Annotated in this window: 10 protein-coding genes; 2 read left to right on the top strand and 8 right to left on the bottom strand. The window is 38.5% G+C overall.

From position 1 onward, the window contains the following. Nucleotides 1–151 precede the first annotated feature (151 nt). From mrcB to I6F49_RS19425, 4 genes are all read right to left on the bottom strand, one after another. Nucleotides 152–2,494, bottom strand: a complete 2,343-nt coding sequence (gene mrcB / locus I6F49_RS19440; protein WP_197181672.1) for a penicillin-binding protein 1B — start codon at nucleotides 2,492–2,494, stop codon at nucleotides 152–154. Between the two features lie 148 nt (nucleotides 2,495–2,642). Next, a complete protein-coding gene (locus I6F49_RS19435) occupies nucleotides 2,643–3,872 on the bottom strand; it encodes an ammonium transporter (RefSeq protein WP_197181671.1) in 1,230 nt (409 codons plus the stop codon). Nucleotides 3,873–3,881: 9 nt separating this feature from the next. Continuing rightward, complete coding sequence (locus tag I6F49_RS19430; protein WP_004587162.1) at nucleotides 3,882–4,220, bottom strand: P-II family nitrogen regulator; 339 nt, start codon at nucleotides 4,218–4,220, stop codon at nucleotides 3,882–3,884. Between the two features lie 220 nt (nucleotides 4,221–4,440). After that, a complete protein-coding gene (locus I6F49_RS19425; protein ID WP_197181670.1) occupies nucleotides 4,441–5,664 on the bottom strand; it encodes a response regulator in 1,224 nt (407 codons plus the stop codon). Between the two features lie 366 nt (nucleotides 5,665–6,030). Here I6F49_RS19425 and I6F49_RS19420 point away from each other — a divergent pair, with 366 nt between their 5' ends. After that, nucleotides 6,031–7,548, top strand: coding sequence for a S10 family peptidase (locus tag I6F49_RS19420; RefSeq protein ID WP_197181669.1), 1,518 nt, complete (start codon nucleotides 6,031–6,033; stop codon nucleotides 7,546–7,548). A 50-nt stretch (nucleotides 7,549–7,598) separates the two neighbouring features. Here the strand turns inward: I6F49_RS19420 and I6F49_RS19415 are convergent, their stop codons facing one another. The 4 genes from I6F49_RS19415 to I6F49_RS19400 form a co-directional block, all read right to left on the bottom strand. Next, complete coding sequence (locus tag I6F49_RS19415) at nucleotides 7,599–9,830, bottom strand: ATP-binding protein (protein WP_197181668.1); 2,232 nt, start codon at nucleotides 9,828–9,830, stop codon at nucleotides 7,599–7,601. Continuing rightward, complete coding sequence (locus tag I6F49_RS19410) at nucleotides 9,817–10,626, bottom strand: phosphate/phosphite/phosphonate ABC transporter substrate-binding protein (protein WP_197181667.1); 810 nt, start codon at nucleotides 10,624–10,626, stop codon at nucleotides 9,817–9,819. Before I6F49_RS19410 ends, I6F49_RS19415 begins: the two co-directional genes overlap by 14 nt. 87 nt (nucleotides 10,627–10,713) lie before the next feature. Then, complete coding sequence (locus I6F49_RS19405) at nucleotides 10,714–11,379, bottom strand: START domain-containing protein (protein ID WP_197181666.1); 666 nt, start codon at nucleotides 11,377–11,379, stop codon at nucleotides 10,714–10,716. Further along, nucleotides 11,380–12,903: a CYTH and CHAD domain-containing protein gene (locus I6F49_RS19400; protein ID WP_197181665.1), complete on the bottom strand. Its 1,524-nt coding sequence runs from the start codon at nucleotides 12,901–12,903 to the stop codon at nucleotides 11,380–11,382. A gap of 213 nt (nucleotides 12,904–13,116) precedes the next feature. Between I6F49_RS19400 and I6F49_RS19395 the strand changes: the two genes are divergently transcribed. Beyond that, the gene (locus I6F49_RS19395; protein WP_166420148.1) at nucleotides 13,117–13,722 is read left to right on the top strand and encodes a TIGR04211 family SH3 domain-containing protein; all 606 of its coding nucleotides are present in this window, start codon (nucleotides 13,117–13,119) and stop codon (nucleotides 13,720–13,722) included. Nucleotides 13,723–13,882: the final 160 nt, after the last annotated feature.

Here is a 13,882-nt window from a genome sequence, read left to right as displayed (position 1 = left end):
GTAACCAATGACTAAGCATAAAAATACCCTCATAATCAAAAGATGATAAGGGTATTGTGAAGCAACCAAAAGATCGGTCAACCGATCAAAAATACCTTAACTGATCGGTGTTAGCTAAATAAGCGGCTTTGTTGTTTAAAGTAATCTTAAATTAACGTATACACTGTGGTCTTGGCTCAAACTCACTCGCTCTAAGTGGTAGCTGAATCACCTTGCCACATCCTGGTGGTGCCTGCTTACCCGTTTGCTCATTTACAAATGCCCAACGTATTGATGGTGGACGAGTATCAGCTATTGCTTGTGGATTAAGCGGCTTTAAGTAACGAATATACGCTTCTAATGCGCCTACGCTGCCTGTTAACCCCGTGCTTTTGTTGTCATCTCGACCAAGCCACGCAACCGTCACTGTATTTTGATCAAAGCCTGCAAACCAGCTATCACGTAAATCATTACTAGTCCCTGTTTTACCTGCGAGCTGGATTGACGGAAAGTGTAAATTTAAGCGTTTGGCTGTACCGTCTTTCGTTACGCGTTTCATCGCGTATTTGGTCATATACATTGCTGACTTGTCAAAACGTGGCTCTGCATTTACTTCATGCTTATAAAGTACTTTACCAACGGAGTCGGTTAAGGCCGAAATTGCAGTAAGCTTTTTATATTCGCCATCTGCAGCAATTGTTGTATAAAGCTGAGCAACTTCAAAACTCGACATTTCAACAGCCCCTAAAAGCAACGATGGGTATTCGTCTATCGCCTCAGTGGCGCCTAAGCCTTTTAGTGTGTTAACTACCTTATCAACACCTACATCAAGACCTAAATTAACCGCAGGAATATTAATACTGTTACTAAATGCTTTATACAAAGGAATTGCACCACGATATTGATGATCAAAGTTCTCTGGTTGCCACACTTTACCTTGCTCGTTTGTGACCTGTACTGGTGAGTCATCAAGCAAAGTAGCTAAATTATAATGCGGTAATTGCAGTGCAGTTAAATACACGGCAGGTTTTACCAGTGAGCCGATATTACGCTTTGTATCTAAAACACGATTAAACCCTGAGTAACGAACATCGCGCCCTGCAACAAGTGCAGAAACACCGCCCTTTTCTACGTTAACAGAGATCATGGCCGCTTCTAGTTTTTCGGTTCTAGGGCGGTTTTCTAAATACGGTAAGCTTTTTTCAATCGACTCTTCCATCGCTGTTTGCTTTTGCAAATCAAAATAAGTAAATACTCTTACGCCGGCATCAAGTGTGTGCTGGTCAGGCAATAACTTATTTAACTCTCTGTTTACTAGCTCTAAATAGCCCGGGTATGATTTTTGTAAACTCGCTTTCATAGGCGCAATATCAATTGGGCGATTAAGTGATGCACGATACTCTTTTGTACTAAGTAGCTTGTTTTCAACCATAAGACGAAGCACTAAGTCTCGGCGCTCCATTGTGCGCTCTTTATAACGACGTGGGTTGTAATAAGATGGACCTTTAACCATAGCCACCAACAACGCAATTTGGTCGTACTCAAGCTCGTCTACCGGCTTTGAAAAATAAAACTCAGAGGCAAGACCCATGCCGTGCACACCTTGGTTGTATGACTGCCCTAGGTATACTTCATTTAAGTAAGCTTCTAATATTTGATCTTTTGAATAACGGTAATCTAAAATAAGGGCAATAAAGGCCTCATTTATTTTTCGTACTAAAGAACGCTCACGCGTTAGGTAAATATTTTTTGCTAATTGTTGAGTAAGTGTACTGCCACCTTGAACGGTGCGCCCCGCTTTAATATTTGAATAAAGCGCGCGTAAAATAGAAAACACTGATACACCATGATGCTCATAAAAATTACGGTCTTCAACCACCAGCAGGGTATCTTTTAGCATTGCAGGAAACTTATCTAGCGGTACAAATTCTCTATCTTGTTTAGAGTCGTTACCAATTCGCGCTATTTGCACAGGCTCTAGGCGAGCAGAGTTTAAGCGCCTGCCAAACTTATCTTTAATAGTCGCAACTTTTTGCCCCGCAAAGCGAAGTTCAATAATATGTGATTTTTCAAGACCATCATAAAATTCAAAATCACGACGGTAAATCTTGATGCTATCTGCTGTTTTAACAAACTGCCCTGTTCGGCTCAATCTATTAACAGACGAATAATTTAAACGCTCAAGTTCAAATACAACCTCTTGGCTTGATAAAAACTGCCCCGGATAAAACGCCATAGAACGAGCATACACTTGCGCTGGAAGCTGCCATTTATTGCCTTCAAATATACGTGTTGTTTTTGAATCCAAATAAATGAAATACATTGCCATAGCAATAAAAACAGCCAAGCTTAATTTCCAAAACACTGACCATGTTTTTCTCATAAAAGAGCGTTTAACAGTGGTTTTAACTGCTTTTTTACTACCCTTTGAGGTACTTTTTTTTGTTGTGCCTGATGATTTACTTGCACGTTTAGCGACAGGTTTGCTGGTAGGTGTTTTTTTATTATCGGCCATTTAAGTGTAATTTATTCCAAGGGTTATTCACGAGAGTGAGCTTAGCATATTGGGCATAGCCTAACATCCGAAAAGTTAACCCCCCCTGAAACAAAAAAAGCTCTACCGAAGTAGAGCTTTGTGTAAACACACTATTATTTAAAAACGATTAACTGTTTCGAACAGAAACAAACTCTGGGTAGGCTTCAATACCACAATCGTGTTGATCCATACCGTTTAGCTCTTCCTCTTCGGTTACTCGTATGCCCATTGTTTTGTTTAGCACAGTCCAAACAATGAATGACGTTATAAAAACAAAGCCAACAATACAAAGTAGACCAATTAACTGATTAACAAAGCTTGCATCACCGTTGGTTAGTGGTACTAACATAATACCTAATGCGCCACACGAACCGTGAACAGAGATAGCACCCACTGGATCATCAATCTTAACTTTATCAAGTGCTATGATGCTAAATATAACAAGTGCACCACCAAGTAAACCAAGTAAACATGCCATTAATGGTGAAGGCGAAAGTGGGTCTGCTGTTATAACAACTAAGCCAGCTAATGCACCATTTAATACCATGGTTAAATCTGATTTACCCCAAAGTACTTTACATACAAACAGTGCTGCAATAGCACCCATTGCAGCTGCTGCATTGGTGTTAAGTAATATTTGGCCTACTGCAGTTGCGTTTTCTTTATCAGAAAGTAGTAACTGTGACCCACCGTTAAAGCCAAACCAACCCATCCATAAAATAAATGTGCCTAGTGTAGCAAGTGGTAAGTTTGAACCTGGAATTGGGTATATTTCACCGTTCTTACCATATTTACCTTTACGAGCACCTAGGATTAATACACCTGCTAATGCTGCGGCTGCACCTGCGCCATGTACAATTGCAGAACCTGCAAAATCAACAAAGCCCATTTCAGATAAGAAACCACCACCCCATGTCCAATAACCTTCAATAGGGTAAATAAAACCAGTTAGTATTACAGCAAAACCAAGGAAAGCCCATAGCTTCATACGCTCAGCAACTGCACCCGATACAATCGACATAGCCGTTGCAACAAATACTACTTGGAAGAAAAAGTCAGATTCTAAAGAATGGTCAGCATCAGCAGCTTGTGTGCCAATTAAAGCGCCTATTGAAGGAATAAAACCACCTTCGGCATTGTCTACATACATAATGTTGTAGCCAACTAATAAAAACATCGTACATGCAATTGAATACAGCGCGACATTTTTAGTTAAAATTTCAGCTGTGTTTTTAGAGCGAACTAAACCCGCTTCTAACATGGCAAAACCTGCTGCCATCCACATTACTAATATACCTGATATTAAAAAATAGAAGGTATCGAGTGAAAATTTTAGTTCTATTATTGTATTTTCCATGAGACCCCCTTAAATTGCTTCTTCGTCAAGTTCACCAGTACGGATACGAACAATTTGATCTAAGTCGTACACGAAAATTTTACCGTCACCAATTTTACCCGTTGATGCAATTTTAGTGATTGCTTCAACAACGCGTTGACAGTTTTCAGTACGCGTTGCAATTTCAAGTTTGATCTTAGGAATAAAATCTACTTGGTATTCTGCACCACGATATAGCTCAGTATGACCTCGTTGACGTCCAAACCCTTTAACATCAACTACTGTCATCCCCTCAATCCCTAAATCAGCGAGTGCTTCACGCACGTCATCTAATTTAAATGGTTTTATGATTGCACTAATCATTTTCATAGCGGCCCCCTCGGACTCTTTATTGTTATCCTGTTGGATTAAACAATCCAACCTTTGTGCCACTATTTTTATATGTTAAAAAACAATAAGTTAGTAAAAAACACAAACTCAACAACAAAAAAAACGCACCAATTAGGTGCGTTAATTTAACAAGTCAGCTACATTGGTGCGTGTAATATATTTATACCTTTATTACGCCCTTAGCTTTATATAATAGAGCTTATACCACGCAGTTTCTGCCTTGGTTTTTAGCTTCGTATAATGCTTTGTCAGCAATACGCATTGCCTGCGTTAAACTGGTGTCTTGAAAGTCAGCCAAGCCTATACTCGTGGTAATTTTAATTGATTTATCGCTTATAGAAAAATCGTAACTAGCCAACTTTTTTCTAAATGCTTCAAAGTATTCGCGACCGCGTTCTAGCTCTATTTCAGGTAAGATTATGGCAAACTCTTCTCCGCCAACCCGTGCAACCGTAAACTTTGAAAATGTAGATCGTATTAATGAGCCAACCTGTTTTAAAGCCTGATCGCCGCCTTCATGACCGAACGTATCATTAATATTTTTGAAAAAATCGATATCAAGCAATGCAAGAGTATTTTTCTGATTTTTACCTTTAAGAAGCTTTTCTGCATATTGATAAAAATAGCGTCGGTTATGAAGCCCTGTTAAATGATCCCTATGTGCACTTTCCTTAATATCTGAAATTAACGACAGCTGCTCCATTGTTTGAAGTACACGACAATGAAACTCCTCATTCATAAATGGCTTTGTTAAAAAGTCGTTGGCACCATATTTAATAAATCGTGCTGATAGCCCATGTTTCCCAGCGCCCGATAAACCAATAATTGCTAAATCGTCTCGGCCTCTAAAATTCCGCACAGCTTTAACCAGCTCAAAGCCATCCATAGAGGGCATAGCGTAATCAGTCATTAGTAGCTTTATATCAGGATTAGCTTTTAATATTTCGAGTGCCTGTTGTCCATCGTGGGCATCTGTTACATCAAATAATTGCTTTTCAAGCATTTGCTTCATTAACGAGCGACTCAGCATGGAGTCATCTGCTATTAGTGCTTTACAGCCTTGGTTTCTGAGTAATTGCGCAACAAGCTTAACGGCATAATGGTAAGAATCACGGTTATCTTTAATAACATAATCAACAACACCTAATTCAAGCATTTGTTGGCGCTTGTATTCATCTATTTTTGAAGTTAAAACAACCGTAGGAATTTTTTTAGATAAAGTATATTTTGCAACTTCACCGTGCGGAGCATCGGGTAGAGTTAGATCAACTAACGCAAGCGTATAATCGTGCTTTTCTACATAGGTTGCGCATTCAGCTAAAGACCAAGCAAAATCAATTGCTACATCAAGGTATTGTGCAGTTAAGTGGCGAAGTACCTGCTGCACTACTTTACTGTCTTCAACCACTAATACTCTTTGCATAAAGCTTCTCTTTACCTTTAATTAATTTAGTAACAAAACAATAAATACAACGCTATTAAGGTAATAGCATTTGTCTATAAACATCCGGTGTAGAGTGCACTGATGTGCTTGAAAGCGTAATCCATTAGATTTTATTAGTGATAGCTTGTATATAAAATCAATACAAGCAGGCCCGCAATATACCTGAATTTTGTAATTAACTAAATAAAGAAACCAAATTCAAAATAACTATAAAAGTGATAAATGCGCGTCTCTAAGCGCATTTATATTTTACTTAACCAGTATTATCGGCCACTAGTCTCAATACTTTTGTTATTTAACTCATTAATGTCTTTAATGGCGTATCAACAATAATAAGGACACCTAATGAAGCTTAGTCGTATTATCAGTTTACCGATAACCGTTATTGCATTAATAATTAGTACAAGCACGCTTGCCGATAACCAACGTCGTATTGATGTAGACAGCAAAGTTGTTACTCAACATAAAGCTAAAATCAACGGTCAACGCTTTAATTACACCGTTGCCACAGGTACACAACCTGTATGGGATGATAAAGGAGACGCGGTTGCTACATTGCAATACACCTACTATACCCGCGACAAAGTTGACGATAGGACAACTCGCCCATTACTTATTTCATTTAATGGCGGGCCTGGTTCGGCCTCTGTATGGATGCACCTTGCCTATACTGGCCCTCGCGTATTAAAAATTGATGACGAAGGCTATCCCATTCAACCTTATGGTGTAAAAGACAATCCATACTCTGTACTTGATATTGCCGATATTGTTTACGTAAACCCTGTAAATACTGGCTACTCTCGCGTACTTGAAAACGACAAAGGCGAACTTCCTTCCAAAGCTAAACAAAAAGAGCTGTTTTTTGGTGTTAATGCCGATATTAAATACCTTGCTGAGTGGCTAAATACCTTTGTAAATAGAACAGAGCGCTGGCGCTCACCTAAGTTTTTAATTGGTGAAAGCTACGGTACAACACGCGTATCAGGCCTTGCTCATGAGCTTCAAAATAGTCAGTGGATGTATATAAACGGTGTTGTACTCGTATCCCCTACTGATATTGGCATAAAGCGCGACGGTCCGATTAAAGCCGCTAACCGCCTACCTTACTTTGCAGCGACTGCTTGGTATCACAAGGCACTTAAAGCCGACTTACAAGCTAAAGATCTTGATGAGTTATTACCTGAAGTTGAAGAGTTTACTGTAAACGAGTTAATTCCAGCGCTTGCTAAGGGTGGCTTTATTAATGCTGAAGAAAAACGTCGAATTATTACAAAAATGGCACACTACGCTGGCTTATCAGAAAAGTTTGTTGAGCAAAATAACTTAGATATTCCAACTCAATTTTTTTGGAAAGAGCTACTACGTGAACGTGGTCAAACTGTGGGTCGCTTAGATTCTCGTTATTTAGGAATAGATAAACGCGGCGCAGGTGAATCTCCTGACTACTGGGCTGAACTTACCTCTTGGTTACACTCTTTCACTCCTGCAATTAATCACTACTTACGCGAAGAGTTAAACTATAAAACAGACATAAAATATAACTTATTTGGTAATGTTCATCCGTGGGATAGAACCGGTAACAACACTGGCGAAAACCTGCGCTTAGCAATGGCGCAAAATCCTTACTTAAACGTGATGATTCAATCAGGATACTTTGATGGTGCAACCAATTACTTTGACGCTAAATATACGTTATGGCAATTAGATCCAAGCGGTAAGATGAAAGATCGTTTGAGCTTTAAAGGCTACAGAAGTGGACACATGATGTACCTCCGCCATGCTGATTTAGAAAGCTCTAACAATGATTTACGTAACTTTATAGAGCACGCTTTACCTAAAGAAGGACAAGCGGCTAAATATTAAATTATTGATAAATAAAAAGATAAATAAAATGGCTCTTTATGAGCCATTTTTTATGTGCGTTTTTCATATCTTAAGCAGTAACTTTTAAGCTGAGTAACAACATCGTTAAAGCAGGTCTCGAGACTTTGCATTTCATTGTTATCAATAGATTCATTTTCTGCATGCGTTTCAATCTGCTGACATATATCAGCCAGTTTAATAGCCCCTACCGATTTTGACGACGACTTTAATGCATGTGCCTGAAAAGCTAAATCAACATAGTTTTTGCTCTTGGCATACGCATTAGCCAATTTAATTTGCTCTCCTGCTGTTTGTAAAAACGCATTAAATACCATGCAGTGGACTGTTGGGTCATCGCCAAGCATTGCTTTTAACAGCGTAATATCGAGTTGGTCAAAACTATCTGAAGTTATACTTTCAGTATCTGGCTTTTCTGAGCATGTATTAACTATTGTTTGCGAGTGCTCCATCAATAACGACTTTAATTTAACAAGCTCAATGGGTTTGGTTAAAAAGCCGTTCATTCCGCAACTATAACAATTATCTATATTGTTTTTGGTAATGTTGGCAGTAATTGCAATTATGATAAGTTCATCAAAACGGGTGTTTTCGCGTATTTTTTTAGCTAACCCTAACCCATCGAGTAAAGGCATTTGAATGTCGGTTAGTAAAATATCAAAGTGTTTATTTTGCAGAGTTTCCCAGGCTTGTTCCCCATTACTTACAAAAGTAGAACACACTCCAAGCATGGTTAATTGCTGTTTTAATACTTGCTGATTTGTAACCTGATCTTCTGCCACTAAAACCTCAAGCGTAGGAAGAGTGACTGTATCTAAACTTTGCTGTGTTATTTGAGGAGCTTGCACTTGTGCTGGTAAGTCCGCTTGATCGAAGCTGTTAAAGTTTAGTGTAAAACAAGAGCCTTTGTGCTGCTCACTTTGTGCATTTAAAGAACCCTGCATCCGCTCTACCAGTTGCTTAGTTATTACTAAACCAATACCTGTACCATTTACCTTACTGGTTTCAGCTCCTAAACGGTCAAAGGGTTTAAATAAGCGAGAAATATCATCTGGAGCAAATCCACATCCTGTATCTATTACATCTATTTCGCACTGCTTATTACTTAATACCCGGCAATTAATATTAATACTGCCGTTTGGTTTGTTGTATTTAATCGCATTTGAAAGCAAATTAAGCATCACTTGTTTAAAGCGGCGCTGGTCAATATAAACCCTTAGTCCTTCTAAGGACTCAAACCCTTGTGTTTTCAACGTTATTGATTGTCCTTTAATAAGCTCAGTGACGAGCTCTACAGACTCCTCTAATACGCTTTTAATAGGCACATAAGAAAAACTAAACTGCATATTACCCGACTCAATAGCCGTTAAATCAAGTACATCGTCTATAAGTAATAATAGATGTTCCCCGGCTTGATAAATGCTTTTCGCGTTTTCTTTTTGTACTTTGTTTGCACTTTCATCATATCCATACAGCTGGGCTAAGCCTAAAATTGCATTTAATGGGGTTCTTAATTCGTGGCTCATACTGGCCATAAAGTCTGATTTAGCTTTACTTGCCGACTCTGCTTGAATACGTAATACATTCAATTTTTGATGGTTATTAGCAACCTCATCAACCATGTTATTAAATGCACTTATTACACTGCCCACTTCGTTTTGTTGCTGTTTATCTATATGGCAATCAAAGTCGCCTTTTGCTAAGCGTGAAAACCCCTGTTTTAGCGTCCTCAAAGGCGATGTAACCCTGTAATCCACCAGCCAAGCTAAGCCAATAAAAACAATAACTAAAATAATAAATTGTATATATATTAGGGTGTAATGAAGTTTTGAAGATTCGTTTATTTCATTAGTAAAGTTAACTACCAAGCTAATATTAGCCAGCGGTTTATCTAAAAAAATCACTTGCTGAGATAACAACATATCGCCGTTTTCATTTGCTCCAACCCAACTATCAAGTGGGTAGAGCTGGTTTTTTGAATCAATATCAACAACTTTAATGCTTTTCCAATTAGGCCGAGTTTGTAGCTGACTGTCTATTTCTTCATACAATTCTGCATACTGCCTAGTTAATAAGGGCGTGGTTATAGACGTTGATAGCTGAGCTAAAGAGCGCTGAGCAGCCTTCGACAAGTCATCGTTCACCCATCTAGCTTGCTCAGGCAGTGCATAAAATATGAAAAGACAAGCCATAAGCAAGCCACATATCAATACAACAATAAAGCTTTGTGCCCTTAAACTACGAAACCCTCTAATTTTCAACATAAAATGAGCGCAAGCCCCACTGAGTTAACTGCTGATACTCTGCTAAAGTTGCAATACTAGGTTTAATAATCGGGATACCTGCAAGTAAATGTTTATGTTCTGGGCTTTGCCCAATGTCTAAAATAGCTTGTTGTACTTTTAACTGTATTGGAGGGTCAACCCTTGGGTGGGCTACAATTGGATGACGACTAATTTCACGTGTTTTATAAAGAATTTTAAGCTTACTTTGTAAGCTTTCAGGCTGTTGCTTAAATGTGCCCATTACGCCGCCACCTGCCATTGTTGAACGCAGTGCTACATTTAAATATACCGATGGGTGAGTTTGAACATATATAGGCTTTATGCTCAAGCCGTATAACAATGCTAGGTCGGCTCTCATTAATAATGATGCACCTAATGCATTAGGTGCAGGGAATGCTATTTCGGCGCCTTCAAGCTGACTTAAATTATCGATACCACTGTCTTTATTTACTACCAAAATACCTTGCAGCTTTCGCCCTGCATCTTTTATTAGTGGCAAATATCCCTGCTGCTCATATGCTATAACACTGTGCCATGGGTTCATATATGCAAAGTCGTACTCGCCGTTAGCAAAGGCTTTTTCAAATACTGGAATGGACTCAACTGTAATTAGCTTTATTGATACCCCTGTTTGCTTACTTACTTGCTCTAACAAAGGTTGCCAAATCGCGTTTAACTTTTGCGGCTCATATTGCGGCACTACACCAAAGGTATATTCTTGAGCAAATAAGAGTGAACTGTGCATAAAACATAATATAGCCACTAAATACTTCATCAATTCTCCAATTAATAGCGTGTCATTATTGCTTAAGCGTAGTTAAAGACTACTAAACACACCATAAAATTATTATGTATTCTATATTTAGCACTGACCGGCTTTGATTACAGGTAGTTTTGGAGTGTATTTTTTATGTGTAAGCATATGGTGCAAATTCATAAATGTGTTGTAAGTACTTTTCAATCCAACCTTATTGCTTAGCCAAGTAGGTATTGCCCCATCAGGCAAAGCATATATTTGGTATTCAATATCAAGGCGGCCTTTGTCCTCACTGAGTAGCCAGCGTGCATTTAAAGTAGTAATTCTTATAACACTATCATTTTGGGGCAGCTCATTAGGGCGAGCATTAATAAGCAATTGGCTCTTATTTGCAGTTAACTGTGAATAGCAAGAATGAGTAATGCTATCTCTATCTCTAACAGGCCAAGGAGAATTAAAATAACTGTACACTAAATTTTCTGATGGGCTTATGTGCTTAATAATCTTTACCTGAGATACATTTTCGAGCCATTGGGGTGCAGCATCGGTATCGCTAAGTAACTCTAAAAACTCATTGGTAGATACATCTTTCACGCTCATCTGCGCTTTTACTTCAAAGGTATTATCACTGTGGCTTTGATAATACACACTTACGCCATTTTTGTTTTTATACAAATGCCATGTTGGCTCTGCGTAAGTGTTAAAACTAACTAATAAAAGAATAACGAATAAGCACTTTTGCAACTGAATTTTATTACAAAAGTGCATCATTTATTTTTGCCAGTAAGGTTCTATGTCCAATGAAGCCAAACGGCTTTGCTCCATGGCACTAACCAAATATTCAGACTTTTGCTCAAGCCATGATTGGATTTTAGCAAGCTGCTCATCTTCTTGCCCAGCGCATAACTGTTTTAAATACTCAAGCGTGCTTAACTCATAAATACCATGGGAAATATCAAGCCATGGTAATCTAAACTCTAGGCGTTCTTCTTTATCAAATAACGATCCTAAACAGTTACCACTCAGTAAACTATTTTCAAGTTGAGTGCGCAGGTTTAAATACGAAGCGACATCGAGCGTTTGCTCTTTTGGAAGTAATTCGTGTAGATTTTTCCAGTCTTTATTAAAAAGCCTATTGGCAATAGATGACACATTTTGCTCAGCTGCTTGAAGCTCTGTTTGCCCCCAGTCTTTACGCCATTGCTTATCGATTAACCAGGTAGTTAACGACAGTAATAAACGATTATAACGCGCACTATGAAACAGTGCATTTATATCGTCAATACTTGGCTGTAACTCTTTTAAATCACCAATTACTTGAGTAAGTGCTGGCGCTGCATTAATTTTTTTATAAAAAGCATGACGTTTAGACGTGTACGTTTTTAATTGAATCGCGTTTTCTACCCACGCTAATTCGCTTAATAACCATTTAAGCTCTGTACGTAAGTGATCTGTGCTTTCTTTGGATACTATATCGTCGTACAACCAAAAAGTATGACGGATTAAACTAATCCCGTCTGTTACGCGTTTAAGCGTTTTTAAGCTTGGCTTATCGAAATAGCATTGTTCGTGCTTTTGTACAAAACGAATGCCAAAGTTCATGGCCTCAATTAAAGCGCGTTCTTGAGTCGTCGACTTTGGTAATTGAACAAAACCAATAGACTTACTCGGCGTTAAAGGTTTTTCATCAGCAAGACGATAACCACGAGCAGCCTTAGAATATAAACCTAAACGGATACAGTTCTGGCTAACCAGTACATCTGCAAACGCAAACAACTCATTACGACTGCCCTCAACAAGCTCAATTTCAAGCTCACTAATAATTTCAATTTTACCCGAAGCCGCAATTTCACCCTTATCGAGTACAACTTCAATTTTAGCGCCGCTTTTGGTTTCAATTAACCAAGTACGACGAATAAAGTTAGTACTGAAAATTGGATACAAGTTTTTTGAAATCGCACTTATTTGCATACCATGAGGCCAAATATCAGCATCAAACGCCATTAAATTAGGGCGACTTGATTCAATTGGTAAATTGTACTCAGGGCGTTGGTGTAAGCCACCTACAACTTCACCGGCAAGCTTTATAGTTTGCTCACATTCGCTATCAGAACAACGCGTTCTAAACCCGATATCAAGCGCTCTAAGCTCTCGGCTTGGCGTGTCGTAGTATGCATTTTGTAAACTGCGTGACGGTTTATTCTTCACCGTTTTTGCAAATTGAGTAATTAATGAGGGGATCAGTGGAATAACGGCATCTGATACCAAAAATTTCAGTTCTATCTCAGTATCCATTCGGTTTGCGGATTACCTTTAAAATAAATAAGTGCTCAAAATAAACAAAGCGCCTTAACAATGCAAATTTTTTAGCCTTATTTTAATACCTAAGCCTTAGCTGGGTTACAATATCAGTCTTGCTATTGAGCTATATAATCCATACTATCTAGCTACTTATGTGAAATAAAACCACGTTCATAACGGACACAGCTAGATCAACAAGGTAGATAAATGCTAAAACATTGTTTATTAGGGCTACTTTTAACAGCCGCCACATTTATGAGTTATGCACAAGAAGCACAACCTGCAAGTTCAACTAATGCAAACACCGCTTATATTATCGATAATCTATATACTTTTATGCGATCTGGTGCGAGTAAGAATTATCGACTACTCGGCTCTGTAGATGCTGGAACAAAGTTAACCTTGTTATCAAATGAAGAAAACGGCTTTATAAAAATTAAAGATGATAAAGACCGTGAAGGTTGGATAGAAACTAAGTTTATATCTAAAACGGCAGGCTTACACCAACAGTACAAAACACTAAGCAGTGAAATGAGCACTATGCAAGAAAAGCTACGCCAAGCTCAGGTAGAGCTTCCGCAGCTGCAAGAGCAAAACCAAACTTTAACTGATAAAAACCTACAGTTATCAGCTCAAATCACTAAACTTAAAACAACGCTAGAGCAAGAGCGCACTCAAAAAGAAGCAGCGAGTTCAAAAGAGAAACGCCAGCTACTTACTTACGGTGGTGCTATTGCATTTTTAGGACTGTTTTTAGGTATTATTTTAACGATAGTGCTGTCGCGTCGTAAGCGCTACGAAGGTTGGGCGTAAGCCTTCCACATATCCGTTAAATATAAAAAGCCGCTTATTGCTAACACCATTCAGTTAAGCATGTTTTGACTTAATGGTGTACCGATTTTTTGAAATTCGAACGGTCCTACTTTTGGGCCGTTTTCTTTTTTCTGGAAGAATATAACGTTTCACTCGCTCT

The sequence above is a fragment of the Pseudoalteromonas sp. SWN166 genome (assembly GCF_015864485.1).
GTDB lineage: Bacteria > Pseudomonadota > Gammaproteobacteria > Enterobacterales > Alteromonadaceae > Pseudoalteromonas.
Note: the sequence above shows the minus strand (reverse complement) of the source record. Positions and strands in the feature narration are given on the sequence as shown.

Bases quoted from the DNA above. Each gene is read 5' to 3' on its own strand.
- mrcB (WP_197181672.1), bottom strand. From the start codon at position 2,494: ATGGCCGATAATAAAAAAACACCTACCAGCAAACCTGTCGCTAAACGT.
- I6F49_RS19395 (WP_166420148.1), top strand. From the start codon at position 13,117: ATGCTAAAACATTGTTTATTAGGGCTACTTTTAACAGCCGCCACATTT.
- I6F49_RS19435 (WP_197181671.1), bottom strand. From the start codon at position 3,872: ATGGAAAATACAATAATAGAACTAAAATTTTCACTCGATACCTTCTAT.
- I6F49_RS19400 (WP_197181665.1), bottom strand. From the start codon at position 12,903: ATGGATACTGAGATAGAACTGAAATTTTTGGTATCAGATGCCGTTATT.
- I6F49_RS19410 (WP_197181667.1), bottom strand. From the start codon at position 10,626: ATGAAGTATTTAGTGGCTATATTATGTTTTATGCACAGTTCACTCTTA.
- I6F49_RS19405 (WP_197181666.1), bottom strand. From the start codon at position 11,379: ATGATGCACTTTTGTAATAAAATTCAGTTGCAAAAGTGCTTATTCGTT.
- I6F49_RS19420 (WP_197181669.1), top strand. From the start codon at position 6,031: ATGAAGCTTAGTCGTATTATCAGTTTACCGATAACCGTTATTGCATTA.
- I6F49_RS19430 (WP_004587162.1), bottom strand. From the start codon at position 4,220: ATGAAAATGATTAGTGCAATCATAAAACCATTTAAATTAGATGACGTG.
- I6F49_RS19415 (WP_197181668.1), bottom strand. From the start codon at position 9,830: ATGTTGAAAATTAGAGGGTTTCGTAGTTTAAGGGCACAAAGCTTTATT.
- I6F49_RS19425 (WP_197181670.1), bottom strand. From the start codon at position 5,664: ATGCAAAGAGTATTAGTGGTTGAAGACAGTAAAGTAGTGCAGCAGGTA.